The sequence below is a fragment of the Streptomyces sp. NPDC013457 genome (genome assembly GCF_043089925.1).
Lineage (GTDB): Bacteria > Actinomycetota > Actinomycetes > Streptomycetales > Streptomycetaceae > Streptomyces.
On record NZ_JBICBL010000015.1, the window covers coordinates 21707 to 48559 of the forward strand.

General features: G+C 73.4%; 17 protein-coding genes. 16 read left to right on the plus strand and 1 reads right to left on the minus strand.

Annotated features, from left to right (window positions below; translation table 11 throughout):
* Positions 1 to 63 precede the first annotated feature (63 nt).
* The 10 genes from ACF1G2_RS31945 (at position 64) to asnB (ending at position 19576) form a co-directional block, all read left to right on the plus strand.
* Positions 64 to 4707 (plus strand): amino acid adenylation domain-containing protein, encoded by a 4644-nt coding sequence (locus tag ACF1G2_RS31945; protein WP_391801644.1) that lies wholly within the window; start codon positions 64 to 66, stop codon positions 4705 to 4707.
* The gene (locus tag ACF1G2_RS31950; protein ID WP_391801645.1) at positions 4704 to 9053 is read left to right on the plus strand and encodes an amino acid adenylation domain-containing protein; all 4350 of its coding nucleotides are present in this window, start codon (positions 4704 to 4706) and stop codon (positions 9051 to 9053) included. The genes ACF1G2_RS31945 and ACF1G2_RS31950 overlap by 4 nt, the downstream gene beginning before the upstream one ends.
* On the plus strand, positions 9050 to 10135 hold the full coding sequence (locus tag ACF1G2_RS31955; protein ID WP_391801646.1) for a Gfo/Idh/MocA family oxidoreductase: 1086 nt from the start codon (positions 9050 to 9052) through the stop codon (positions 10133 to 10135). The genes ACF1G2_RS31950 and ACF1G2_RS31955 overlap by 4 nt, the downstream gene beginning before the upstream one ends.
* Positions 10136 to 10214: 79 nt before the next feature.
* Complete coding sequence (locus ACF1G2_RS31960; RefSeq protein ID WP_391801647.1) at positions 10215 to 12050, plus strand: ABC transporter ATP-binding protein; 1836 nt, start codon at positions 10215 to 10217, stop codon at positions 12048 to 12050.
* Positions 12047 to 13762: an ABC transporter ATP-binding protein gene (locus ACF1G2_RS31965; RefSeq protein WP_391801648.1), complete on the plus strand. Its 1716-nt coding sequence runs from the start codon at positions 12047 to 12049 to the stop codon at positions 13760 to 13762. The genes ACF1G2_RS31960 and ACF1G2_RS31965 overlap by 4 nt, the downstream gene beginning before the upstream one ends.
* 6 nt (positions 13763 to 13768) lie before the next feature.
* The gene (locus tag ACF1G2_RS31970) at positions 13769 to 14566 is read left to right on the plus strand and encodes a thioesterase II family protein (protein ID WP_391801649.1); all 798 of its coding nucleotides are present in this window, start codon (positions 13769 to 13771) and stop codon (positions 14564 to 14566) included.
* A gap of 125 nt (positions 14567 to 14691) precedes the next feature.
* On the plus strand, positions 14692 to 15267 hold the full coding sequence (locus ACF1G2_RS31975) for an MptD family putative ECF transporter S component (RefSeq protein WP_391801650.1): 576 nt from the start codon (positions 14692 to 14694) through the stop codon (positions 15265 to 15267).
* Complete coding sequence (locus tag ACF1G2_RS31980; RefSeq protein ID WP_391801651.1) at positions 15264 to 16034, plus strand: energy-coupling factor transporter transmembrane component T; 771 nt, start codon at positions 15264 to 15266, stop codon at positions 16032 to 16034. Before ACF1G2_RS31975 ends, ACF1G2_RS31980 begins: the two co-directional genes overlap by 4 nt.
* Positions 16031 to 17512, plus strand: a complete 1482-nt coding sequence (locus ACF1G2_RS31985) for an ABC transporter ATP-binding protein (protein ID WP_391801652.1) — start codon at positions 16031 to 16033, stop codon at positions 17510 to 17512. The genes ACF1G2_RS31980 and ACF1G2_RS31985 overlap by 4 nt, the downstream gene beginning before the upstream one ends.
* Positions 17513 to 17731: 219 nt before the next feature.
* Positions 17732 to 19576 carry an asparagine synthase (glutamine-hydrolyzing) gene (gene asnB, locus ACF1G2_RS31990; RefSeq protein ID WP_391801653.1) on the plus strand — a complete coding sequence of 615 codons (1845 nt, stop codon included), beginning with the start codon at positions 17732 to 17734 and terminating at the stop codon, positions 19574 to 19576.
* Positions 19577 to 19659: 83 nt separating this feature from the next.
* On the opposite strand, the gene ACF1G2_RS31995 is transcribed toward asnB, so the two are convergent.
* Positions 19660 to 20973, minus strand: coding sequence for an MFS transporter (locus tag ACF1G2_RS31995; RefSeq protein WP_391801654.1), 1314 nt, complete (start codon positions 20971 to 20973; stop codon positions 19660 to 19662).
* A 162-nt stretch (positions 20974 to 21135) separates the two neighbouring features.
* Between ACF1G2_RS31995 and ACF1G2_RS32000 the strand changes: the two genes are divergently transcribed.
* Genes ACF1G2_RS32000 through ACF1G2_RS32025 form a run of 6 tightly spaced genes read left to right on the plus strand, consistent with a single transcriptional unit; the run spans position 21136 to position 26841 of the window.
* Positions 21136 to 22158 carry an ABC transporter substrate-binding protein gene (locus ACF1G2_RS32000; RefSeq protein WP_391801655.1) on the plus strand — a complete coding sequence of 341 codons (1023 nt, stop codon included), beginning with the start codon at positions 21136 to 21138 and terminating at the stop codon, positions 22156 to 22158.
* Complete coding sequence (locus ACF1G2_RS32005; protein WP_391801656.1) at positions 22148 to 23221, plus strand: FecCD family ABC transporter permease; 1074 nt, start codon at positions 22148 to 22150, stop codon at positions 23219 to 23221. Before ACF1G2_RS32000 ends, ACF1G2_RS32005 begins: the two co-directional genes overlap by 11 nt.
* Positions 23218 to 24015 (plus strand): ABC transporter ATP-binding protein, encoded by a 798-nt coding sequence (locus ACF1G2_RS32010; protein ID WP_391801657.1) that lies wholly within the window; start codon positions 23218 to 23220, stop codon positions 24013 to 24015. Before ACF1G2_RS32005 ends, ACF1G2_RS32010 begins: the two co-directional genes overlap by 4 nt.
* 18 nt (positions 24016 to 24033) lie before the next feature.
* Positions 24034 to 24870: a Rossmann-like domain-containing protein gene (locus ACF1G2_RS32015; RefSeq protein ID WP_391801658.1), complete on the plus strand. Its 837-nt coding sequence runs from the start codon at positions 24034 to 24036 to the stop codon at positions 24868 to 24870.
* A complete protein-coding gene (locus tag ACF1G2_RS32020) occupies positions 24867 to 25898 on the plus strand; it encodes a GHMP kinase (RefSeq protein WP_391801659.1) in 1032 nt (343 codons plus the stop codon). The genes ACF1G2_RS32015 and ACF1G2_RS32020 overlap by 4 nt, the downstream gene beginning before the upstream one ends.
* Positions 25819 to 26841 carry a pyridoxal-phosphate dependent enzyme gene (locus ACF1G2_RS32025; RefSeq protein WP_391801660.1) on the plus strand — a complete coding sequence of 341 codons (1023 nt, stop codon included), beginning with the start codon at positions 25819 to 25821 and terminating at the stop codon, positions 26839 to 26841. The genes ACF1G2_RS32020 and ACF1G2_RS32025 overlap by 80 nt, the downstream gene beginning before the upstream one ends.
* Positions 26842 to 26853: the final 12 nt, after the last annotated feature.

Genomic DNA, 26853 nt, shown 5'->3' on the forward strand with positions numbered 1-26853 from the left:
CCGTCCCCGGAAAGCAGCAGTGCAGCAAGACGCCGGAGCCGACAGTGTGCAAGGGAGCTTGGAATGTCATCGGACAGTGCGGACCTCGGCGCGGGGGCTCCTGTCGCCACGGTGACCGGGATGGATCGCGACACCCTGCGCGGCATGGTGTCCGAGCTGCTCGGCATCGATCTGACCCCCGCGGACGACGACAGCAGCCTTTTCGAACTCGGCCTGCAGTCCCTGGAGATGATGCGTCTCGCCGGGCGGCTCAGCCGGGCCGGTACGGAGATCACGTTCACGCAGCTCTCCGACGATCCCCGGCTGCTGGCCTGGTTCGACCTGCTCGCCCCCGGCACCGGGGCCGCGCCGGCCGCTCCGTCGCCGGCCCCCGCCCCCGCGCCGGCCTCCGTCCCTGAGCACGACGACCCCGGGGACCGGCCCTTCTCGCTCACGGCGGTGCAGCAGGCGTATCTGATCGGACGCGCCGACGACCAGCCGCTCGGCGGCGTCAGCTGCCACGCCTACCTGGAGTTCGACGCCCCGCAGGTGGACGCCGAGCGCCTGGAGAACGCCGTACTGTCCCTGATCGAGCGCCACCCCATGCTGCGCGCGTCGTTCGCCGGCGACGCCACGCAGCGCATCGAGCGGGAGTCCCCGTGGCCGGGCGTGACCGTCCAGGACGTGCGCGAGCTCGACGACGAGGAGGCGACGGCGGCGGCACTGGCCTTGCGTGACCGGCTGTCGCACCGACGCCTGCGGGTCGACCTGGGCGAGGTCATGGACGTCCATCTGACCCGGCTCCCCGGCGGGGTGGACCGGATCCACTTCAACGTCGACCTCCTCGCCGCCGACCTGGCCAGCATCCGGGTGCTCCTCACCGACCTGGCCGCCCTCTACGACGACCCCGACGGCCTCGACCCCCTCACCTACACCTTCGGCCGGTACCTCGCCGACCAGGAGCGGCTGCGCTCCGCGGAACGGGAACGGGCCCGCGCGTACTGGCAGGAGCGGCTGCCCTCGCTGCCGGGCGGTCCGAGGCTGCCCCAGGCGGTCGACGCCGAGGCCGTCGCCGTACCGAGGTTCGTCCGGCGCTCCCGCGCGCTCACGGCCGGGGAGTGGCGCCGCATGGAGCGCTGGGCGGGCGAAGCCGGCCTGACGCCCTCGGTGGTCCTGGCCACGGCCTTCGCCATGGTCCTGGGACGGTGGAGCGGGGACGACCGCTTCCTGATGAACCTGCCGCTCTTCCACCGCGACCTCGACGCCCACCCGGAGATCGACCGGATCGTCGCCGACTTCACGGGCCTGGTGCTCGTCGAGACCGACCTCACCGGTGAGAGCTTCGCCGACTGCGCCCGCACCCTGCAGAAGCGGATGCACGAGGACATCGGCCACGCCGCCTACTCCGGCGTCGACGTACTGCGCGACCTCGTCCGCACCGATCCCGACGCGCCGCGCACGGCGCCGGTCGTCTTCGCGTGCGACCTCTCCGCGCCGCTCGTGCCGGACGCCTTCGAGGCCCGCTTCGGCGAGGCCACGTGGATGATCTCCCAGACCCCGCAGATCTGGCTCGACCACCAGACCTACCGCACCCGCGACGGCGGGGTGCTCCTGGTGTGGGACGCCGTCGAGGAACTCTTCCCGGACGGTGTCCTCGACGCGATGCTCTCCGCCTACGACGAGCTGGTCCGCGGCCTGCTCGCCGGCGGCTGGGACACCACGCTGCCGGAGCTCCCCCTGCCCGCCGCGCAGCGGCGTCAGCGGGAGCTGGTCAACGCGGCGACCCGCCCGCTGAGCGAGAACCTCCTGCACTCCGCCTTCTTCGCGGGGGCCGCCGAACGCGCCGGACGCCCCGCCCTGTTGTGGGGCGACGCGGACGGGATGACCCACGACGAGCTGGCCCGCCGCGCCCTGGGTGTCGCGGGCGCGCTGCGGCGGCGTGGCGTCGGCCCCGGTTCGTACGTCGCCGTGGTCGCTCCAAAGGGCCCGCAGCAGATCGCGGCGGTCCTCGGCGTCCTCGCCGCCGGTGCCGCGTACGTGCCCATCGGCGTGGACCAGCCCGCGGAGCGTCGCACCCGCATCCTCGGACTCAGCGGCGCCCGGGTGATCCTCGACGGCAGCGGAGCCCTGGACCCGGCCGACACCGGTGCCGAAGTGCTGTCGATCGACGACGCGATGCTCGCGCCGCCGCTCGACGCGCCGGTGGACGCCGACCCCGACGACACCGCCTACGTCATCTTCACCTCGGGCTCCACGGGCCTTCCCAAGGGCGTGGAGGTCAGCCACCGCGCGGCGGTCAACACGGTCGAGGACGTCAACGAGCGGTTCCACGTCGGCGCCGACGACCGCGTCCTCGCGGTGTCCGCCCTGGACTTCGACCTCTCGGTCTGGGACGTCTTCGGATTCCTCGGGGTGGGCGGCGCCGTCGTCCTGGTCCCGGAATCCGGCCGGCGCGACGCCAACGAGTGGCTCGCCCTGTGCCGCCGGCACGGGGTGACCGTCTGGAACACCGTCCCGGCGCTGCTCGACATGCTCCTGACCGCGGCCGACGGCTCCCCGCTGCCGGAGACGATGCGTCAGGCCCTGCTCTCCGGTGACTGGATCGGGCTCGACCTGCCCGAGCGGCTGGCCACCGCGTCGGGCGGCCGGTGCAGGCTGGTCGCGCTCGGCGGCGCCACGGAGGCGGCGATCTGGTCGAACGCCTACGAGGTCACCACGGTGCCGGACGGCTGGCGGTCGATCCCGTACGGAAAGCCGCTGCGGAACCAGAAGTTCCGAGTGGTGGACGGCCGTGGCCGGGACTGCCCCGACTGGGTGCCCGGCGAGCTGTGGATCGGCGGCAGCGGTGTCGCCCTCGGCTACCGGGGCGATCCGGAGCTGACCGCGGCCCGCTTTCCCGTGGTGGACGGCGAGCGCTGGTACCGCACCGGTGACCTCGGCCGCTACCGGCCGGACGGCAACCTGGAGTTCCTGGGGCGTCTCGACCACCAGGTGAAGATCAACGGGTTCCGCGTCGAACTGGGCGAGATCGAGACCTGCCTCCAGTCCCATCCCACGGTCGCCCAGGCCGTCGCCGTCCCGTTCCTCGACGGACGCCGCGAACTGGTCGCCGCCGTGGTCGAGCGGACGGCGGCCCCGGAGCGGAGCACCGAGGAGACCGGCCGCGACGGCGAGGGCGCGGACGACGCGTTCCCGCCGGCCACGACCGGCGCCGTGGACCACGCGTTCCTGCCGCCCACGACCGACCCCGCGGCGGAGCACCCCCTGCGCGTTCACGAACACCGGCTCGTGGAGGCCCTGCTCGCCGGCGTCGTCGCACCCCTGACCGGGCCCGGCGAGGCGGCACTCGTCGCCTCCGTCCACGCCCAGCAGCGTCCGGTCGTGGACATCTGGCGGGAGTACCTGACACAGCGCTCCGTCCTGGTGCGCCGCGCCGACGCGACCTACGAGCGCGGCCCCCGGTGGGGCGAGGTCACGGACGCGCTCTGGGTCAAGCAGGCGCGCGAAGCCACCCACGGCACGCCCCTCGAACCCGTCGCGACCGCACTGGAATGGGCCGGGCCGCTCCTCGCGGCCATCGTCTCCGGCGACGCCGACGCCGTCGCGCTCCTTGACGACCCGGTCCTCGCTCCGGAGGCCCTGGGCGGCCTGATGCCGGGTGCGGCCGAGTGCCTCGCCGACATCGCCCGCGACCTCCGCTCCCGCACCACCGACGCGCCGGCGGCCGTCGCCGGGTGGGACGTGGGCGGCGGCCTGGGCACCGCGCGGCTCCTCGCCGGGCTCGACGCGGACGTGGCCGAGTACACCCTGCTCGGCACCTCCAAGCCGGCGCTGGCCAAGGCCGAGGCGCTGCTGAGCGGGCAGGGACGGCAGGTGCGCACCGCCGTGCAGGGCGCCGCGGCGATCGCGGGGCAGCACGTCCACGCGTACGACGCCGTCGTCGCCGACAACGTGCTGCACCGGATGGCGGACCCGGAGACGGCCGTGGCCACCATGGCCCTGCTGCTCGCGCCCGGCGGACGGCTCTACCTGTGCGAGCGCGCCTACCCGACGCCGCTCGCCCTCGTCGCCGCCCTGCCGCTGGAGGCACGCGCGGGACGGTTCGAGGAGGGCCGACCGCAGAGCGCCTGGCTGTACGGCCCCGAGCGGTGGGCCCGGGCCTGCGCCGCGGCCGGGCTCGGCGACGTCCGCGTCGTGCGGGCCGAGGCCACCGGGGAGATCCTGCTCAGCGCCGACCGGCCCGCGGCGGCCGGAGGGATCGACGTGGAGCAGGTGCGCGCCTGGGCGGCGGACCGGCTGCCCGACCACATGGTGCCCGCCCATCTCGTCGTCCTGCCCGACCTGCCGCTCAGCGCCAACGGAAAGGTCGACCGGCGACGGATCCACACCGTCCTGGAGCACTCCGTCGAATGGGCCCGGGACGTGGGCGATCCGCCGCGCGGTGACACCGAGCTGTTCGTCGCCGAACGGTGGACGAAGCTTCTCGGCGCGGACTCGGTCGGCCGGGACGAGAACTTCTTCCTGCTCGGTGGCGACAGCCTGCTCGCGACCCGCTTCGTCGCCGAGATCCGGGAGGCGCGGGGCGTCGAACTGCCCATGCGCGAGGTGATGCGCACTCCGACGGTCGCGGGGCTGAGCGCGCTGATCGACCAGCTGGCCGTCGCCGACGGCGAGCGGCCGGCCGACGGCCGGTACGACGCCGACGACTGCGAAGAGGGTGCGGTGTGAACGCCGACGAACTGCTCGACGCGTTTCGCGCCGCAGGTATCCGCCTCTGGCGGGACGGGGACCAGCTGCGCTTCCGCGCCCCCCGCGGCGCCATGACCGACCAGCGCCTCGCCGAGCTGCGCAGCCGCAAGGGGGAGCTGCTGGCCATCGTGCCCGACAGCGCGGAGCCGCCGCCGGCAGGCCACGGCGACGCCCCGGTGTGGGAGGACCGGCCCGAGGAGCGGGAGGAGCCCTTCCCGCTGACCGACATCCAGTCGGCGTACCTCTTCGGCCGCAGCGCCGCCTTCGACTACGGCGGCGTCTCCTGCCACATCTACCTGGAGTTCGCCTACCCGGCCGACCTGGACCCGGACCGGTTCCGGCGGGCGTGGGACGGCCTCGTCCGCCGCCACGGCACCCTGCGCACGGTCATCCACGAGGACGGTACCCAACGTGTCCTGTCCGAGCCGGCCGGGACCGCCGTCGAGGTCGCCGATCTGCGCGGAGCGCCCGACGACACCGTCGACAAGGCGATCGCCGGAGTGCGCGACGAGCTGTCGCACCGGGTGCATCCCACGGGCGTTCGCCCGATGTACGAGCTGCGCCTGACCCTGGCCGCCGACCGCAGCGTGCTCCACGTGTCGGTGGACTTCATGGCCCTGGACTGGATCAGCCTGCAGCAGGTGCTGTCCGAGCTGGACCACCGCTACGCGCGGCCGGACTGCGAACTGCCGCCGGTGGACGCCACCTTCCGGGACTACGTGCTGTCCGAGCGCCGCCTGCGCGACACCGAGCGGTACGCACGCGACCGCGCGTACTGGTCGCAGCGCATCGACGAGCTGCCCGGCGCCCCGGTGCTGCCCCTGCGCGACGACCACGACCCCGCGACGACACCGCCCCGCTTCCGCCGTCTGACCGCGACGCTGGAGAGCCGGGTGTGGCAGTCGCTGAAGGCCCGCGCCACCGCGCGCGGCATCACCCCGGCCAACGCGGTGCTCGCGGCGTACGCCGAGACCATCGGCCGCTGGAGCAGCGTCGAGCGCTTCTGTCTGGGGCTCCCGGTGCTCAACCGGATGCCGCTGCACCCGCACGTGGACCGGCTGCTCGGGGACTTCACCTCGCTCAGCCTGCTCGCGGTGGAGAACGAGGGCCGGACGAGCCTGACCGAGCGGGCCCGCGCCCTGGGCGAGCGGGTCTTCGACGACCTCGACCACCGGCTGTACAGCGGTGTGGAGGTGCTGCGCGAACTCGCCCGGCGCCGTGGCCGTGACGCGGCGGTGCTCCCCGTCGTCTTCACCGGAAGCATCGGGGTCGGGAGCCCGCCCGCCTCGCCGGCCGGTCGTGATCCCCGGCCGGTGTACGGCATCAGCCAGACCCCGCAGGTCTGGATCGACTGCCAGGTCGGCGACCCCTTCGACGGCCGCCTGGACATGAACTGGGACGTCCGGGAAGGCGTCTTCCCCGACGGCCTCGTCGAGGACATGTTCGCCGCCTTCGAGGGGCTCCTGCGCCGGCTGGCCGAGCAGGACGCACCCTGGGGCGCGGTGGATCCGCAGCCGCTGCCCGACCGGCAGCGCGCCCTGCGGAGCACGGTGAACGCCACGGAGGCGCCGGCGCCCGAGTGCCTGCTCCACGAGCCGCTCGTCGCCTACGCCCGCACGCACCCCGACCGGATCGCGGTCGTCGACGGCGGCGGATCGCTCACCTACGGCCAGTGGCTCGGGCGCGCCGCCGGAGTGGCCGAACGCCTGCGTGCCGCGGGGTGTCGTCCCGGTGACTTCGTCGGCGTGCTCATCGACAAGTGCCGGGACCAGGCCGTCGGCGTACTCGGGATCCTCCTCGCGGGCGGTGTGTACGTCCCTGTCGACCTCGGGCAGCCCGCGAGCCGCCGTGACGGGATCCTCACCGCCGGCGGCACACGGTTCGCCGTCGTCGCGGGCGCCGCGACCGGCGCGCTGCCGCCCGGCGTCGAGGGCGTGGACGTGACCGGTGTGCGCGAGGTGCCGCCGGCCGAGGTGCCCGACGACCGCGCCGTGGCGCCCGGGGACCTCGCGTACGTCATGCACACCTCCGGCTCCACCGGCCTGCCCAAGGGGGTGATGATCACCCACCTCGCCGCCGCCAACACCGTGCACGACATCAACCGGCGCTTCGGCGTCGACGGCTCCGACCGGGTCCTGGGGCTCGCGGCCCTGAGCTTCGACCTCTCGGTGTACGACCTGTTCGGCCCGACGGCCGTCGGAGCCACCCTCGTCCTGCCGGATCCGGCCCGCCGCGGCGATCCGTCGCACTGGGCGCGGACGGTCGCCGAGCACGGGGTCACGCTCTGGAACTCGGTCCCCGCGCAGTTGCAGATGCTGATGCACTACCTGGACGTCGAACCCACCGAACTCGGCTCCCTGCGACTCGCGTTGCTGTCGGGCGACTGGATCCCGCTCTCGCTGCCCGGCCATGCCGGACGGCATCTGCCCGGGACCGAGCTGGTCAGCCTCGGCGGGGCGACGGAGGCGGCGATCTGGTCGATCCACCACCGGATCACGACCGTCGCCCCGCACTGGCGCAGCATTCCGTACGGAACCCCGCTGGCGAACCAGCGCTTCCACGTGCTCGACGCCGCGCTGCGCGACCGGCCCGACCTGGTCACCGGCGAGCTGTTCATCGGGGGCATCGGTCTGGCGCAGGGCTACCTCGGCGACCCCGAGCGGACCGGCGAGCGCTTCTTCGCGCACCCGGAGACGGGGGAGCAGCTCTACCGGACCGGCGACCTCGGCCGCTACCTGCCGGACGGCGAGATCGAGTTCCTCGGCCGCGCCGACCACCAGGTCAAGATCCGCGGTCACCGGATCGAGCTCGGCGAGATCGAGGCGGTGCTCGGGGAGCACCCGAGGGTCGGCACGTGTGTGGTGCTGGCCGCGGGCAGCGACGCCTTCGAGCGGGCGCTGATGGCGTTCGTCATCCCCACGCAGGGGCCCGGGTCCGTCGACCCCGCGGAGCTCGTCGGCTGGGTGGCCGCACGGCTGCCGGGGCACATGGTTCCCGCACGGGTGCGCGTCGTCGACGGGCTGCCGCTGACGCCGAACGGAAAGGTCGACCGCAAGCGGCTCCTGGAGTCGGCGCCCGCACCCACTTCCGGCGCGCCGCGTGCCGAGCGGTCCGAACCGCCGCGGCCGGGTCTCGAAGGCCGGATCGCCGAGCTGTGGGTGGAGGTCCTCGGCGGCGATCTGCCCGGCCGCGACCTGGGATTCTTCGACGCGGGCGGCAACTCGCTGCTGGCGGCGCAGTTCGTCGGCCGGGTCCGCGAGCGCGTCCCCGAGGCCGACCGGGCCCCCTTCGACGTGCTGCTGCGCGTCCTCCTGGACACCCCGACGGTCGCCGGTCTCGCCCGCTGGCTGGAGACCGCCGGGACGCCGGAGCCGGCCGTGGAGGCGACCGGGGCCCGGCGGTCCTCCCTGGTGCCGCTGGGCGGCCCCGGGGACGGACCGGTCCGCCTGCTCGTGCACGACGGAACGGGCACGCTGACCGCGTACCGGGCGCTGATCGGCGAACTCGCCGTAGACGGGCCACTGGTGGGGCTCGTGCCCCCCGCGGACGAGCCCGCCCTCGACGTCCCGGACCTCCTCGAGGAACTGGCCGTCGGCTACGCCCGCGAGGTGCGGGCCGCCGGGCACGAGGAGGTCGAGATCATCGGCCTCGGTCTCGGCGGCCCGATCGCGCTGGAACTGGCCCGCGCCCTGAGCGAGGCCGACGTGACGGTGCGCCGGCTGACCGTCGTCCCCGGCCACCGCGTTCCGTACCTGCCACAGGACGACCTCCTCGTGGACTACGCCTTCATCCGGGCGACGGGCGCGGATCCGGGCGCCCTCGGCTGGCCCGCGGACGAGGCGGCGGTGGGCCGGGCGATCGCCGCCGCGGTGACCGGCTCGCCGGCCGCCGTGACCGAGGGCGCCCTCGGCCGGCTGACGGGCGACCAGGAGCTGGCGGAGATCGCCGAACGGTTCCGCGCCCTCGGGCTGCGGGACGTGGCCGAGCGACGGACGGAGCTGTTCCGCGCCCTCGCCGGATCAGACCCGGCCCTGGGCGACCCAGGGCGGCTCGCGGCGATGCACGCCGTGTTCGCGCGGATGGTCGAGGCGGCGGCCCGCTACGCACCGGAGCTGTACGCGGGAGACCTGACGCTTCTGCGTCCTGCCACGCACGCGCCCCTCCTGCCCGGCCCGCAGGACGACGCGGCCGACTTCTGGAGCGGGGCGTGCCTGGGCGACGTGACCGTGATCGACGTCCCGGGCGACCACCCCGGCGCCCTTCGGCCGCCGCGTGTCGCGGAACTCGCGGACATGATGGCGGCGCGAGAGGCGGAGCGCCGATGACGCGGGCGACGACGGGGCCGATGCGGGTCGTGGTCTGCGGCACCCGCTTCGGTCAGGTCTACCTCTCGGCCCTCGCCCACGCGGCGCCGGAACGCTTCCAGCTCGCGGGCATCGTGGCGCGCGGCAGCGATCGGTCGGTGGCCCTCGCCAAGGAGTACGGCGTCCCGCTGTACGGCGCCGTCGAGGAGCTCCCCGACGACGTCGACGCGGCCTGCGTCGTGGTGTCGACCGCGGTCGGCGGCGGACGGGGCGCCGAGCTCTCCCGGGCACTGCTCGACCGCGGGGTCCACGTCCTCCAGGAACACCCCCTGCACCCGGACGAGTTGGCGGAGTGTCTACGGGCGGCCCGCAAGGCGGGCGTCCAGTACATGGTGAACACCTTCTATCCCCATGTGGAGCCCGTCCGGCGGTTCATCGCGTCCGCGCGCCGCCTGGTCAGGCTGCGCCGGCCGGTGTTCGTCGACGCCATGTGCGCGGTCCAGGTCTCGTTCGACCTGCTAGACGTACTGGCCGAGATCTTCGACGGGCTGCGGCCGTGGTCCATCTCCTCGGTAGGAGCGTCCGCCGGTCGCCCCCTGACCAGTCTCGACGGGCAGATCGCCGGAGTACCGCTGACGCTGCGCGTGGAGAACCGGATGCAGGCGGGGGACGACAGCACCAGTCTGCTGCTGCACCGGATCACCGTCGGCACCGACGCGGGCAACCTGATGCTGGCCAACACCCACGGCCCGGTCATCTGGAGCCCCGTGCTGCGTACGCTCTCCGGCTCGACGGGGGAGCGCCTTCCCGGCCGGGACGACCCGGAGGAGCTGTGGCCGGACGGTCTCGCCGTCACCGGCGACTACGTGGGGCCCGCCGGGACGCCCACCTGGAGGGCGGCGATGCACGACATGTGGGGTGACGGGGTGCTGACCGCCCTGGAGGTGCTGCGCGAGCGGATCGACGCCGGCGCCGACCCGTTGCGGGGCGGCCAGCGTCATCTCGCCGTCGCCCGGACCTGGCAGGAACTGACGGAGGTTCTGGGATATCCGGAGGTGGCGACCCCCGAACCCGGAGGCCCGTTGACGGCCGCGGATCTCTAGGCCGAAGCCTTGCTGCTCACCGTGTCCGCTCGCGCTACAGTGATATCGGAACGCGTTTCAAAACACAATGAGGAGTCCAATGAACGCGATTGACTCTGCTGCGGTGAGCGAGCGGTCCGCGCCGTTATCGGATACCGGTTCAGGGGCACAGCAGAGTATGGGCCGGCTCGTACGCCCCCATATCTGGAGTTTCGCGACCGTCGTCGTCCTGCAGGTGATCGGCGCCCTCGCGGGCCTGGCGCCGCTGCTCGCGGTCGTGGAGCTGGGGCGCACCCTGCTGGAGCCCGGCCCGGTCGACCGCGACCATGCGTGGACGGTCGTGATCGTCGGCGCGGTCGGCCTCTTCGTACGGCTGGTGTTCACGGCCGCGTCGTCCGGCATCGGCCATGTCCTCGACGGCAAGGTCCAGTTGACGTTCCGTCGCCGGCTCGCCGCCCAGCTGGGACGCGTGCCGATCGGCTGGTTCTCGCGACGCCGGACCGGTGAACTCGCCAAGGTGGTCGGGGAGGACGTCGGTGCCGTGCACCCGTTCATCGCCCACACTCCTGGCGAACTGGTGTCCGCATTCGTCGTCCCGCTGGCCTCCCTGGTCTACCTGTTCACCATCGACTGGCAGCTCACGCTGATCACCCTGATCCCCGTCTTCCTCGCCATCGCGCTGGTCCCCCTGATGATGACGCCCACCCGGGTGCGCGAGCAGGAGGAGTTCGACGGCGCCATGGCGCAGATCTCCAGCTCCGTCATCGAGTTCGTCCAGGGCATCTCGGTGGTCAAGGCCTTCGGCGGGTCCAAGCGCGCCCACCGCAAGTTCCTCACCTCCGCGGACGCCTTCGTCGACACCTTCAACCGCTGGGTGCACGGCATCTCCAAGATCGCCGCCGGGATGCAGCTCGTCCTGTCCCCGCCCTTCGTACTGCTGGTCGTGCTGATCGGCGGAACGATCCGCATCACCGGCGGTGACCTCGCCCCCGCCGACCTGCTGCCCTTCCTGCTGCTCGGACTCGGTCTGACCGCCCCGGTCGCGGCCCTCGGCCACGGCTTCGACGAGATGCAGACCGCCGGCCGCGCCATCGGCCGGATCAAGGACGTGCTGTCGGTGGAGGCGCTCCCCGAGCCGGCCCACCCGGTCCTGCCCCAGGGACACCGCGTCGAGCTCCGCGACGTCCGCTTCGGTTACGACGAGGGCCGCGAGGTGCTCCGCGGGATCGACCTCGTGCTGGAGCCGGGCACGGTCACCGCCGTCGTCGGGCCGTCCGGAAGCGGCAAGTCCACCCTGGTCCAGCTGCTGCCGAGGTTCTTCGACCCGAGCCACGGCTCGGTCGTCCTCGGCGGCGTCGACCTGCGCGAACTCGGCAGCCGGGAGCTCTACCAGACGGTCTCCTTCGTCTTCCAGGACGTCCGCCTGCTGCGCGCGTCGATCGCCGACAACATCGCGCTCGCCGTCCCGCACGCCGACCGTGAGGACGTCGTGCGCGCGGCCCGGCTGGCGAACATCCACGACCGCATCCTCGAACTGCCCCGCGGATACGAATCGGTGATCGGCGAGGACGCCGGACTGTCCGGCGGCGAGTCCCAGCGGATCGCCGTCGCCCGCGCCCTGCTCGCCGACACACCCGTCCTGGTGCTCGACGAGGCGACCGCCTTCGCCGACCCGCAGACCGAACAGGCCGTACGCGCCGCCCTCGGGACGCTGGAGGGCGAGCGGACCGTCCTGGTCATCGCCCACCGCCTGGAGACGATCGCCGACGCCGACACGGTGGTGATGCTGGAGGAGGGCCGGATCGTCGAGCGCGGCAGGCCCGCCGAACTCCTCGCGGCCGGAGGGAAGTTCGCCGCGTTCTGGCAGTCCCACCCATCGGTCGCCGATGACACCGAAGCCGACGGTCGCGCACTGCGAGGAGACGAGTCCCGATGATCCGAATGCTGTTGCGCGTGCTGGGGCGCGAGTACGCCCAGCCCCTGCGGCGCACCGTGACGCTGATGACGCTGACCTCGATCGTCGAGGGCCTGTCGTACGGACTGGTCGTCCCCGTCCTGAGGGAGCTGTTCGGGGACACCCCCGAGGACGCGTGGCCCTGGCTGACCGCCTTCGGCATCACGATCGCGGTCTACGCCGCGCTGCGCTACATCAGCGACCTGTCCGGCTTCCACGTCGGCACCGCGCTGCTCCGCGGCATGTACCACCGCCTCGGCGACCATCTGGCCCGGCTGCCCATCGGCTGGTACAGCGGGAGCCGTCTCGGCGAGGTCTCCGTCCTGGCCAGCCGCGGAGTCCTCGACGCGATGAGCGTCATCGCCCACCTGCTGGCCCCCTTCATCGCCGCCTCCGTCACCCCGCTGACGATCGTCGCGGTCATGCTCGCCTACAGCTGGCAGCTCGGCCTCGCCGCGCTCGTCGGCGTGCCGATCGTGGCGGCGATCCAGATCTGGACCGCACGCTCCTCCGCCGCCGAGGACGTCGAGCGGGAGGAGCGCGACCACGAGGCCACCGGCCGGGTCATCGAGTTCCTCCAGGCCCAGCCGGTGCTGCGCGCCGGCGGCCGGACCACCGAACGCTTCCGGCTCCTCGACGACGCGCTGCGGGACGTCGAGCGCGCCTCCCGCCGCTCCACCTTCTCGGCGCTGCCCGGAGCGGTGGGTCTGACGCTCACCGTCCAGGCCCTCTTCACCGCCGTCCTGGTGCTCGGGGTCTACCTCGCCCTCGACGGGGACATCGGCGTGGCCGAGGTCCTCACGATCCTGGTCCTCGCGGCGCGTTGCGCCGACCCGCTGCTCTCGCTGACGGACATCGGGGGCAAGCTGCGCGGTGCCCGGTCCGTCCTGGCGAGGCTCGACACCGTCCTGCGCACCGAGCCGCTGCCCGAGCCCGCCGAACCGATCCTGCCGGAGCGCCACGACCTGGAGTTCGACTCCGTCGTCTTCCGGCGCGGCGACCGCACGGTGATCGACGACGCCTCGCTCTCCGTACCGCAGGGCCAGCGTCTCGCCGTCGTCGGACCGTCCGGAGCCGGCAAGAGCACGCTGCTGCAGCTGCTCGCCCGGTTCTACGACGTGGACGCGGGCGTGGTGCGCGTCGGCGGCGTCGACGTACGGGACATCGACCCCGAGGTCCTGATGGCGCAGATCTCCATCGTCTTCCAGAACGTCTACCTCTTCGACGGCACGATCGAGGAGAACGTCCGCCTCGGCCGGCCCGACGCCACCGACGCCGAGGTACGCGCGGCGGCCACGGCGGCCAGGCTCGACGAGGTGATCGAGCGGCTGCCCGACGGCTGGGCGGCCGACGTCGGCGAGGGCGGCGCGCTGCTGTCGGGCGGCGAGCGCCAGCGCGTCTCGATCGCCCGCGCGCTCCTCAAGAACGCGCCCGTCGTCCTTCTCGACGAGGTCACCTCCGCCCTCGACCCGGTGAACGAGGTGGCCGTCCACGAGGGAATCGAGCGGCTGATGGCCGGGCGCACGGTGGTGATGGTCGCGCACCGGATGCGGACCGTGCAGCGCGCCGACCGGGTGGTCTTCCTGGACGACGGACACGTCGTCGAGGAAGGGACGCACGACGAGCTGCTCAGCCGCGGCGGCCGCTACGCGAACTTCTGGAACATCTCCATGGCACCGGTAGCGAGGGACTGAACCGACATGTTCGATCCAGCGACGCACGACCGTCACCTCGGCGCGTTCCGCCGCCTCACACCGCGGCCGTACGCCCGGGCCCGGGTGCTGCTCTTCCCCCACGGCGGAGGCAGCGCGAGCTACTACCGCGCGTGGGCCGCGGCGGCGCCGTGGGACGTCGAGTTCCTCGCCGCGCAGTACGCCGGCCGGGAGGACCGGTACTCCGAACCGATACCGGCGGACCTGCACGGCGTCGCCGAGGCCCTCGCGGCCGATCTGACGGCCGACGGCCCCCGGCTTCCGACGGTCCTGTTCGGCCACAGCATGGGCGCCGTCGTCGCCTACGAGGTCGCCCTCCGCCTCGCGGCGGCCGGCGAACCCCCCACGCGGCTCATCGTGTCGGGGCACCCCGCCCCGGCGCTGACCCGGCGCGGCCGGGTCCATCTCGGCACCGACGAGGAACTCGTGGAGGAGCTGCGACGCACCGACGCGACGCACCGCGACATCCTCGACAACGCCGAACTCGTCCAGGCCTTCCTGCCCGTCATCCGGGCCGACTACCGGCTGAGCGAGACCTACCGACCGGTTCCCAGCCTCGCGCTGCGCTGCCCGGTCGACGTGCTGTACGGCGACGCCGACCCCGAGATCCACGACTGGGAGGCCGAGGGATGGCGTGAGGTGACCGACGGAGGCTGCGCACTGCGCACCTTCGAGGGTGGTCACTTCTATCTGGAGGAGCACCGCGACACGGTCGTCGAACTCCTGACGGCGCAGGCACGTGCGGCCTCCGAGGAGTCGGCCGTCCCGTGGCCCTCCGCGCCGTGACGGCGACGACCGGCGCCTGCGCCGCCGTTCGGCCCCGTGGCCGGACGGCGGCACCCCCCTTCCCGACCGAGACGAGGACAGACACCGTGACCGCCGACGCCGCCGATCACCGCATAGTTGTCCGGATGAGCCCCAAGGACCTGATCGACATCGGAGTCTTCAGCGCCCTCTACATCGTGACGGTGGGCGTGTTCAATCTGCTCGAGTTCATCAGCCCGGTGATGACCCTGGTGACGAGTGCGGTCAGCATCGTCGCGGCCGGAGTGCCGTTCATGCTCTTCCTCACCCGGGTCAGGCACGCCGGCATGGTCACCGTGCTGGCCGTCATCGTCACCGGGTTCATGCTGCTGATCGGCAGCCCGCCCGTCACTCTGCTCGTCGGGGTGGTGGCGGCCCTGGTCGCCGAGGTGCTGCTCTGGGCGGGCCGATACCGCTCGCGGTATCTCGCGGTGCTCGGCTACGCCGTGTTCAGCACCTGGTTCGCCGGGCTGTTCCTGCCCATGCTCTACGCCCGCGAGGACTTCCTCTCCAGCCCGTACATGGAGGCGATGGACGCCGATTACGTGGCGCGGCTCGACGACCTGCTGTCGCCGGCCGTGCTGATCGCCTTCGACGTGTCCACGCTGGTGTTCGGCCTGATCGGCGGGGCACTGGGGCTGCGGCTCCTGGACAAGCACTTCCGCAGAGCCGGGCTGGCGTGAGCGCAGCCCCCGCGCGGCCCGGCCACCCCACCGTGCCCGGAACCGTGCCCGCCGCACCGGGAAGGCAGGCCGTACGACGGCCGCTCGACCCGCGTACCGCCGTCGCGATCCTGCTGGCCGCGAGCATCACCGTCATGGCGCCCGGCGGCATGTGGTTCGTTCCGGCGGCCCTGGCCGCCGGAGTGCTGCTCGCGCTCTCCGAGCGGGCCTGGAAACGCGCGATCGGGCTCCCGGCGGCCGCCGCCGCGGCCGCTGCGGTGGCCTATCTCCTCCCGCTCGCCGCACCATGGCCGCTCCTCGGCCTGATCGGGGTCATGGGCGAGTTCACGCTCCGTCTGGTGGCCGTGGGCGGCATCGCCGCCCATCTGATCAGGACCATCCCACCGACCCGGTTCACGGCCGCCCTGCGGGCCATGCGGGTGCCGGAGGCGTTCACCGTCTCCGGGGCGGTCATGCTGCGGTTCGTCCCCACCATCGTCACCGAGGCGCGCGCCGTGCGCGACGCCATGCGGCTGCGCGGGCTCGGCGGAGTGACGGGCATGCTGCGCCACCCCCTGCTCAGCATCGAGTACTTCACGGTGCCCCTCATCGCGTCGAGCCTGCGCTCGGCGGAGGACCTCTCGGCGTCGGCGCTGCTGCGCGGGCTGGGGTCGCAGCCCTGGCCGACGGCGATGCACCCGCCGCGGTTCGGGCGCGCCGACGCGGTCGCCGTCCTCGCCGTGGCGCTGCTGACGGCGGCCACTCTCTGGTGGAGGTCCACACGGTGATCGAGCTCAGACACGTCCGGTGGACGTACGAGGGCGGCGACTCCGCCGTACTCGACGGTCTCGACCTGCGCATCCGGCGCGGTGAGACCGTGGTGGTGTGCGGACCGAGCGGCTCGGGCAAGAGCTCGGCCCTGCGGCTGATGAACGGGCTCGCCCCGCACTTCCACGACGGCGTCCTCGAGGGCGAGATCCGCGTCGACGGTGCACCGATCACCGACCTCGCCCAGGTGGGGCGGGTGACGGGCACCGTCCTGCAGCAGCCCCGACGGCAGTTCTTCACCGACGCCGTCGACACCGAACTGGCCTTCGCCCTCGAGAACTTCGGGACGCCGCCCCCACGGATACGCGAGCGGGTCGCCCGGGTCGTCGGCGAATTCGGCCTGGCCGGGCTCGGCGGCAGGCTGCGGGAGCTGTCGGGCGGCCAGCAGCAGCGGGTGGCGTGCGCGGCGGCCGTCACCCACGGCCCGCCGGTGCTGCTGCTCGACGAGCCGACCTCCAACCTCTCCCCCCAGGCCATCGCGGACCTCACCGCGATCCTGGGACATCTCAGGGACCGGGGCACCACCCTCGTCATCGCCGAGCACCGGCTCCACTACCTCCGCGACCTGGCCGACCGGATCGTCGTCCTCCAGAACGGACGCGTCCGGAGGGAGTGGACGAGGGACGAATTCCCCGGACTGACCGACGAGATGCTGCGCGCCGAGGGCCTGCGCAGCCTCCACACTCCCGTACGGCCCCGGTCGCTCCGGACGTACGCGCACGGCCCGAGCGTCGAGCCGGGGGAGCCACCGGCGGCTCCCGGAGTCGGCCCGGGGGAGGACCCCGAGCGCGACGCCGTCGCTACGGCGACCGGACCGCACAGACCGGCCGGCGGTCTGACGCTGCGCGGCGTCCGGTGCACGTTCCTCGGACGGCCCGTGCTCGACATCGCCGAGGCCCATCTGCCCCGCGGCGCCGTCACCGCCGTCACCGGCGCGAACGGCGCGGGGAAGACGACGCTGGCCCGGATCCTCGCCGGGCTGCAGCGCCACGCCGGCCAGGTGCTTCTCGACGGTCGCCCACTGTCCCGCTCACAGCGGCAGCGCGAGGCCGTCATCGTCATGCAGGACGTGGAGCGCCAGCTCTTCACCGACAGCCTCACGGCCGAACTGCGCCTCGGCGCCCTCCCGGAGCGGGCGGAACAGGCCGCCGCCGTACTCGCCGACCTCGACCTGGACGCGTTCGGCGACCGGCACCCGCTCTCGCTCTCCGGCGGCCAGCAGCAGCGCCTGGTCGTCGCCACGGCGCGGCTGAGCGGACGCCGGATCGTCGTCTTCGACGAGCCCAGCTCCGGTGTCGACCGCCGCCACCTGAGATCGATGACCGCCGCGATGCGCGGGGTCGCCCAGGAGGGTGCGGTGGTCGTCCTCATCAGCCATGACGCCGATCTCCTCGACCTCGCGGCGGACCTGGAACTGCGCCTCCGTACCGTCCCCTGACCTCTCTCACGGATTTCCGCCGGACGGGCGGGCGGGAATGTGCATTCCTCATACAAGGACGGGTGGAGCGAACATTGTTGGGCCCGGAATCGGATTGCTACGCTCCCGCGGCGAGGGATCAATCGTCGCCGCGGACTTTCGTCTCTGCCCGGCCTGCGCCAGCCGCACTTCGAATTGCATGAGAAATGCACGGAACCGTACGGGAAATGGGGTTGTGGAATGTGTGGTATCGCAGGATGGGTCTCGTTCGACTCCGACCTGACGCGTCGGGGCGACACCCTGGACGCGATGACCGAGACCATGGCGTGCCGCGGGCCGGACGGTCGCGGCACGTACCTGCGTACCCATGTCGGACTGGGGCACCGGCGCCTCGCCGTCATCGACCTGGCCGGCGGTACCCAGCCGATGAGCGTGAGCACCCCTGCCGGTGACGTCGCCATCGTGTATTCGGGGGAGACCTACAACTTCCAGGAGTTGCGGAACCGGCTCGCGTCGCACGGGCACACCTTCCGGACGGACAGCGACACCGAGGTCGTTCTCCACGCCTATCTGGAGTGGGGCGAGAGTCTCGTCGACCACCTGGAGGGCATGTACGCGTTCGCGATATGGGACGAGCGCGAGGAGAAGCTCGTTCTCGTGCGCGACCGTATGGGCATCAAGCCGCTCTTCTACCACCCGACGCCCGACGGCGTGCTGTTCGGCTCCGAGCCGAAGGCGATCCTGGCGAACCCGGCGGTGCGCCCGGTGGTCGACACGGACGGAATGCGGGAGCTGTTCGCGCAGACCAAGACCCCGGGCTGGGCGCTCTACAAGGGCATGCACGACATGCTGCCGGGCACGCTCGTCACCGTGGACCGCCGGGGCCTGCGGCAGCGGACGTACTGGAGCCTGCGCGCGGCCGAACACACCGACGGCCGCGACGAGACCGTCGTCCGGACGCGGGACATGCTCACCGGGATCGTCGGTCGTCAGCTGATCTCGGACGTACCGCAGTGCGCCCTGCTCTCCGGCGGGCTGGACTCCAGCGCCATCACCGGCCTCGCGGCGCAGCAGCTCGCCCTGCGCGGCGACCGGCTCCGTACGTTCTCGGTGGACTTCGCGGGCCAGGAGGAGAACTTCGTCCCCGACGAGATGCGCGAGACCCCCGACTCGCCGTTCGTCCGCGACGTCGCGGCGCACGTGCGGTCGGCGCACCACGACGTGGTCCTGAACCCGGCCGACATCTCGGACCCCGAGGTGCGGCGTGCGACGGTCGGCGCGCGGGACATCCCCAACGGCTTCGGTGATCTGGACAGTTCGCTCTACCTGCTCTTCAAGGCGATCCGGGAGCAGTCGACGGTGGCGCTCTCCGGGGAGTCGGCCGACGAGGTGTTCGGCGGGTACCCCTGGTTCCACATCGAGGCGGCGCGGCACGCCGACACGTTCCCCTGGATGATGTTCATCCCGCCGATGAGCCTCTCCGCGCGGACCGACCACATCGAGCCCGGTCTGCGCAAGCAGCTCGACGTGGGGACCTACACCGCCGACCAGTACGCGACGGCGCTCGCCGAGGTCGAGCACCTCGACGGGGAGACGGGTCTCGAGCGTCAGATGCGTTCCATGTGCCATCTCCACCTGACGCGGTTCGTGCGCACGCTGCTCGACCGCAAGGACCGGCTCTCCATGGCGGTCGGGCTGGAGGTCCGGGTGCCCTTCTGCGACCACAACCTCGTCGAGTACGTCTACAACACCCCCTGGGCACTGAAGGCGTTCGACGGGCGGGAGAAGAGCCTGCTGCGCGCCGCGGCGGCGCCCGTGCTGCCGCAGTCGGTCGTGGAGCGGGTGAAGAGCCCCTACCCGTCGCCGCAGAACCCCGGGTACGCGGCGCATCTGCAGCAGCAGGTGAAGGAGCTGGTGGCGGAGCCGGACGCGCAGGTGTTCGCGCTGGTCGACCGGGCCTGGGCGCAGCAGACCGTGGCACTGGACCCGGCGGCCGTGACGGTGGCCGTACGGGCGGGCCTGGAGCGCGTGCTGGACCTGCACACCTGGATGGAGCTGCGGAAGCCCGAGCTCCAGCTGGACTGACCGCATCGCCGGGACGCCGGTTCCGACACCGCCCGGGGCGGGGCTTCCGACGGACGGCCCCGCCCCGGGCGGCCGACCGGCGCTCAGCCCGCCGTGGCCGTCCTCGTGGTCGTGTCGTCCCTGGGCGCGGGCGGTGTGCGGCCGAAGTGGCGGGCCGTGGGCACGGCGGCCGCCGCGGCCGGGACCAGGAAGCACGCCGCGGCGCAGACGGCGAGGACCGGGGTGATCCCGAACGCCGAGATCGCGGGGGCGATCAGGGCCAGGCCGACCGGCGCCAGACCGTAGGAGACCAGGAAGTCCAGCGACGAGACGCGGGCCAGCTTGTCCGGGGCGACCTCGCGCTGGGTGGCCGTGAACCAGGGGACGTTGAACAGCTCGATCCCGATGCCGGCCACGGCGTAGGCGGCGACCACGACGAGCGGGTGGACGGGCAGCATCAGGCTCAGCGGTGCCACGCCGTACGCCGCCAGTCCGGCGAAGGCCGCCCAGCCCTGGGAGCGCGGGCGCCACCGGGCGATCACCAGCGCGCCGCCGAGCGCGCCCAGCGTGTACGCGGTCATGGCCGCGGCCAGCACCCACTCGGAGCCGTAGCGGTCCCGGCTGATCAGGGGGAGCGCGACGCTCGTGGCGGAGTAGCCGAGGGCGATGACGGCGACCAGGGCGCCGAGTCCGGCGAGGAACCAGGGGTGGCGGCGCGCCTCCCGTATGCCGTCCAGGAAGTCGCTGCGGAGGCTGGGGCGATCGCCGGTGGGGTCTTCGACGCCCCCCGCCGTGGTGGTGGGCCGATGCGGGGCGCCGCCCCTGCCCGGAACCAGTGCGGCGATCAGCCAGAGCGCGCCGATGCCGAGCAGCAGCGTCCCGACGTCGAGGAAGGCCGCGAGCAGCGCGGTGAGGGCGGGCCCGGCGAGCGTGGAGCTGCGTACGGCCATGGTCATGGCGGCGTTCGCCTGCTGACGGCGTTCGGGGGCGACCGTCTCGGCGGTGAGCGCCTGGAACGCCGGCCGGCAGGCGCCCTGTCCTGCGCCGGCGAGCACGGCGGCGGCCGTCATCAGCACCAGTGAGCGGCCCAGCCCCGCGGTGAGGAGGGGCGCGGCGACCGCGGCCGCGAGGGCGGACCAGAGGACCACCGCACGCCGGGAGTGTCGGTCGGCCAGCACACCGCCGACGGCGACCGCGGCGAGGAATCCGGCGGTGCGAGCGGCGAGGACCAGGCCGAGGCCTGCCGCGCCGAGGTCGCGGTGGAGCACGGCGAGCCCGAGGACGAAGGGCAGGGCCCAGGTCGCGAGCCCGGAGGCGGTGGTGCCCGCCCAGAGCCGCAGGAACGCGGGGTCGCGGAGGACCGAACGCGGGGGCGGGGCTGGGGAGGTGGGGGCTGTGGGCGTCGGCGTGGTGGCCATGTGCGGGGTGCTCCTTGGGCGCCGTGCGGGGTGCGGCGAAGCACACCCCGAGGTGGTTAATGAAAATGATTGTCGTTACAGTACCCTTTCGAGGGCGGCGCTCCCGCACCGGTGCAGCGCCCTGCCCGCCTGTCCCACCCGCCCCCTCGGACCGGAGAACCCATGCGCCACCCCACCCGTCTCGGCGTCGCCCTGACCCTCGCCCTCGCCACCGCGGGCTGCTCCACGGCAGCCGGCGGCGGTTCCGCCGCGGACCCCGAGGCCCCGGCCCGGACGGCCTCCGTCACCAGCTGTGGCCGCCAGCTGTCCTTCGCCGAACCGCCGCGACGCGCCGTCGCCCTCGACCAGACCTCGACCGAGACCCTGCTCGAACTCGGACTCCAGGACCGGATGGCGGGCACCGCCAACCTCAAGACGAAGATCCCCGCGCGGTACCGGGCCGCGTACGCCGAGGTCCCGGTCATCGCGCCGAAGATCGCCACCGGCGAGCAACTGCGCGCCGCCACACCGGACTTCGTCGTCGGAGGCTCCGCCGACCTCTTCACCCCCGACCGGGCCGGGACGCGCGAGGAACTGGACGCCCTCGAGGTCCCCACGTTCGTCAGCGCCGTGGACTGCCCGAGCCGGAACCCGGCCGGAACGACCCCCTTCGAGCTGCTCTTCTCCGACTACGAGAAGCTCGGCACGGTCTTCGGCGTGCGGCAGCGCGCCGGTGAACTGGCCGCCGAGCAGCGCGCGGCGGTCGCCACGGCCGGGGAGAGCGCCGCCAAGGTCCCCCGGGGCGCGGACCGGCCGACCGTCGTCTACCTCTACTCCGTCTTCAACGGCATGCCGTACGTGGCGGGCGGGACCGGTCTGCCCAGCGAGATGAGCAGGATCGTCGGCGCGAAGAACGCCTTCGACGACGTCGACGAGGACTGGCCCGAGGTCTCGTGGGAGGAAGTCGCGCGGCGCGACCCGGACTTCATCGTCGTCGGCGACCTCTCCGAGCGCGGCCGGCCCGGCGACAGCGCGGCCGAGAAGCGCGCGACGATGACCGGACACCCCTTGATCTCGAAGCTGGGGGCGGTACGCGAGAACAGGATCCTCACCGTGCCGGGCATCGAACTCGACCCGTCCGTACGCTCCGTCCACGCCCTCGGGCTGCTGGCCCAGGGCATGAAGGACCTCGGGTATGTCCGCTGAACCGGAAGCCGCCCGCAGGGCGCCTGCGGTCCTGCGGCGTCCGGCCGCTCCGCTCCCAGGCGCCCGAGCCCTCCCGCTGCTCCTCGCCGCGGGCGCCCTGGTCGGTTCGGTCGCGGCCGCCGTACGCGTCGGCACCGCCGACGTCGGCTGGACGGACCTCGCCCGGGTCATCGGGGCCCGACTCGGCCTGGACGTACAGCCCCTGCCCCCGCTGCTCGACTCCCTCGTCTGGGACCTGCGCCTTCCGCGCGTCCTGATGGCCGCCCTCGTCGGCGCCTCGCTCGCCGTGTGCGGCGCGGTGCTCCAGGCCGTCACCCGGAACGCGCTCGCCGACCCCTACCTGCTCGGCGTCTCCTCGGGCGCGTCGGCGGGGGCCGTCACCGTCGTCGTCCTCGGAGTCGGCGCGAGCGCGCTCGGGGTCACCGGGGGCGCGCTCGCCGGCGCGCTGCTCTCCTTCGGGCTGCTCCTCGTGCTGCTGCGGCGGACCGGACTCGACTCCGTACGCATCGTCCTCACCGGGGTGGTGGTCGGCCAGCTCTTCACCGCGCTGACCTCGCTCGTCCTGATGGCCTCGGCGGACGCCGACACCACGCGGGCCGTCACCCACTGGCTGCTGGGCTCCATGGCGCCGGCCCGCTGGAACACGGTCGTGGTCTGCGCGATCGTCACCCCGCTCGGCCTCGCCGTCGCGTGGCTCTGCTCGCAGGCGCTCGACGGCCTCGCCTTCGGCACCGACACCGCCGCCTCGCTCGGCATCGGCGTACGGCACACGAGGACGCTTCTGCTCGTGGTCACGGCCGCGCTGACCGCGGTCGCGGTGGCCACCGTCGGCGCCATCGGCTTCGTCGGCCTGATCGTCCCGCACGGGGTGCGGTTCCTCGTCGGGCCGCTGCACCGGGTCCTCCTGCCGTACACGGCGCTCGCCGGCGCGGTGTTCCTGGTATGGACGGACACGCTCGCGCGGATCGCCTTCGCACCCCGCGAGGTCCCCGTCGGCGTGATCACCGCGCTGCTCGGCGTACCGCTCTTCCTCCTCGTCCTGCGCAAGCGGGGTGAGCTGTGAGGATCACCGCCGAGAACCTGAGCTGGTCGGTGGCCGGAACCACGGTCGTCCGCGACGTCGCCGCGGACATCGCCCCCGGTGAGACCGTCGGACTGCTCGGCCCCAACGGCTCGGGCAAGTCCTCGCTGCTGCGCTGCCTGGCCGGCCTGCGGGCCCCCGACGCCGGCACGGTCCGCTACGACGGCGAGTCCGTACGGGAGTGGAGCGCGCGCCGTATCGCCCGCCATGTCGCCTTCGTCGCCCAGGACTCGGGTGCCGACAGCGATCTGCGGGTCGCCGACGTCGTGGGCCTGGGGCGCACCCCGTTCCGGGACCGCTGGCGCGGACCGGACGCCGCCGACCGGGCGGTCGTCGCCGCCGCGCTGGAGCGCGTCGGACTCACCGCCCTCGCCGCCCGCTCCTGGAAGGCGCTGTCGGGCGGCGAACGGCAGCGCGCCCACATCGCCCGTGCGCTGGCCCAGCAGCCCCGCGCGCTCCTGCTCGACGAGCCCACCAACCACCTCGACGTCCGGCACCAGCTGGAGCTGATGCGGCTGCTCACCGGCACCGACCGAACGGTCCTGGTCGCGCTGCACGACCTGTCGCTCGCCGCCCGGTACTGCGACCGGCTGCTGCTCCTGCACCACGGTCGCCTCGTCGCCTCCGGCCCGCCCGATTCCGTCCTCACCCCCGAGCGGCTCGCCGAGGTCTTCGAGGTGGACGCCGTCCTCACCACCGACGCGCTGGGACACCCCGCCGTCACCTACCGCGGACCGCTCCCCGTCGGGGCACCGACGGCCGAACCCGCCCTCTGAGAAGGAACACCCCACCCCATGCCCCTCACCACCCCGCTCCGCTCCGTCGACGCGCTCATCGAGGCGGTCCTGGCCGGCGAGCACGGCCCGGCCCCCTCCGGAGTCCTCGCGACCAGCGTGTTCTGGCTCCACCACGGCACCCGGCTGGCCGGCGGCGACACGACGTACCTCAACCAGTACGCCCTGGTCCGCCTCGGCGGATCCTTCGGCGGATGCGCCTTCGAGGCCGGCGAGATCGCCCCGTCGGTCTGCCGCGACTTCTCCGGCGCCCCGCTCGACGTCCTGCTGCGCGAGGCCTCGCGCCCCCTCCGGATCGCCGCCCTCGACGCGTATCTCTCCGAGACCCGCCCGCACCGCGTGGCCGGGGAAGCGGGCGACGCCGAGGCGGTGACCCTGCCCGCCGGTACCCCGGAGGTCCGCGCGCGGGCCCGGGACGCGGCCGTCGCCGGCCTGCTCGACATCGAGCAGGGCGCGCGGGTCGGCCTCATCGGCGTCGTCAACCCGCTGGTCGCGGCCATCCGGGAGCGCGGCGGCGAACCGCTGCCCTGCGACCTCAACCTCAGGGCCACCCAGTGGGGCGACCCCGTCACGGCCGACATGCACGAGGTGCTGGAGCGTGCCGACGCCGTCGTCGCCACCGGAATGACCCTGAGCAACGGCTCGTTCGACACCGTCCTGGAGCGCTGCCGGGTCCGGGGCATCCCGCTGATCGTCTACGCGCAGACCGGCAGCGCCGTCGCCCGTGCCTTCCTCGGCTCGGGCGTGACCGCGCTGTCCGCCGAACCCTTCCCCTTCTCCCAGTTCAGCGCCGAGGAGACGGCCCTGTACCGCTACCGGGCGGTGGGCGGCGCGTGACCCCCACCGCGCGCCGCGACACGGGCCGTCGTACCGGCACCGGGTACGCGCCCTGCCACCACGGCGAGATCCTCCAGGGAGTGTTCCTCGACGGCGAGGGACGACGGTGCGCCGGTCTGGTCACCCTGCCCCTGGCCGGTCCCGGCAGCCACGCCGCGTTCGTCCTCCGCCCGGATACCGCACCCGACGCGCTCACCGTGGTGCCCGCCGACCGGACGAAGGCCGCGCAGGCCGCGGCACTCGCGGTCGCGGAGTGTGCCGAGCGGTCCGGACTGCCGCCCAGCGGAGGCGAGTTGAGGCTCACCGGTGACATCCCGGTGGGTCTCGGCATGGGCAGCTCCACCAGCGACGTGATCGCCACCGTGCGCGCGGTCGCCGACGCGTACGGGCTCCCCCTCGCCGCCGAGACGGTCGCCCGGCTCGCGGTGCGCGCCGAACTCGCCTGCGACCCGCTGATGTGGGACGGCCGCGCGGTGCTCTTCGCCCAGCGGGAGGGCCGGGTCCTGGAGGACCTCGGCACGGCCCTCCCGCCCCTGGTCGTCGTGGGCTGCGCCCTCGGCGGGGGAGCGCCCGTCGACACCCTCGCCCTGCCCGTACGGGAGGCCACCGACGCCGACGTCCGGGAGTACGAGCGGCTGCGCGCGCTGCTGCGCCGGGCGGTGGCCACCGGTGACGCCCGGCTTCTCGGGGAGGTCGCCACCGCCAGCGCACGGCGCGGTCAACGGCTGCTCGGCCAACCGGAGTTCGACGCACTGACCGCCGTCGCCCGGCACGTCGGGGCGGTGGGAGTCCAGATCGCGCACAGCGGCGCGGTGGCGGGCGTCCTCCTCGACCCCGCCGCTCCGGGCCTGCGGCACCGCGTACGCCGCTGTCTGCGCGCCCTGGACGCCCACGGCCTCCCCGCCACCCGGACCTTCACGACCGCCCCCACCCGCAAGGAGATCCCGCATGGACCAGCACATCGCGGAGGCCATCGGCCGACCGGACCTGATACGCCTCGACGACCGGCTCGTCTGCCTGCGCTTTGAGACGATGAAGGTCGTCTCGGCCCTCGCCGCCGTACGCCATCTGCTCGACACCGGAGCCGTACGGCGCGGGGACACGCTCCTGGACAGCTCCAGCGGCATCTACGCGTACGCCCTCGCCCTGGCCTGTCACCGGCACGGCATGCGCTGCCACATCGTCGGCTCGACGACGGTCGACCACACCCTGCGGACCCAGCTCGCCGTCCTCGGAGCGACGTTGGAGCAGATGGAACCGTGCGCCGACCTCAAGCTCGATCAGAAGCGGCGGGTGGAACGGATCCACGAGATCCTCGCCGCGCACCCCGAGTACCACTGGATGCGGCAGTACCACGACGCCGTCCACTACCTGGGGTACCGCGCGATCGCCGACCGCGTCCGCGAGGCGACCGGCGCGGACGGCCTGACCGTCGTCGGCGGGGTCGGCTCGGGTGCCTCCACCGGAGCCCTCGCCCGCTATCTGCGCGAGGCCCCGGACGGGCGTGCGGCGCCCGACGTCGAGCTCGTCGGGGTTCAGCCGTACGGCAGCGTCACCTTCGGCGCGGAGCACGTCGCCGACCCCGAGATCATCATCGCCGGGATCGGCAGCTCCATCCCCTTCGGCAACGTCGCGCACGAGCTGTACGACACCCTGCACTGGATCTCCTTCGACGCGGCCCTCGCCGGCAGCGTCGACCTCCTGCGCCGCCACGCGGTCTTCGCGGGCCTCTCGACCGGAGCCGCCTATCTCGCCGCCCGCCACGAACGCGAACGCGCCCCTGGGCGCACGGTCCTCTTCCTCGCCGCCGACACCGGCCACCGCTACGTCGACACGGTCTTCGCCCGTCACGCCGGAGCCACCCCCCTCGCGGCCCTCGCCCCCCGGGAGGTACGGGACCGGAGCGAGCTGGCCCTCCCCTGGTCCCGTATGCGGTGGAACCGGACCCCGGCCCCGGCCGTGAGCGGGTAGGTCGCGGTGTCA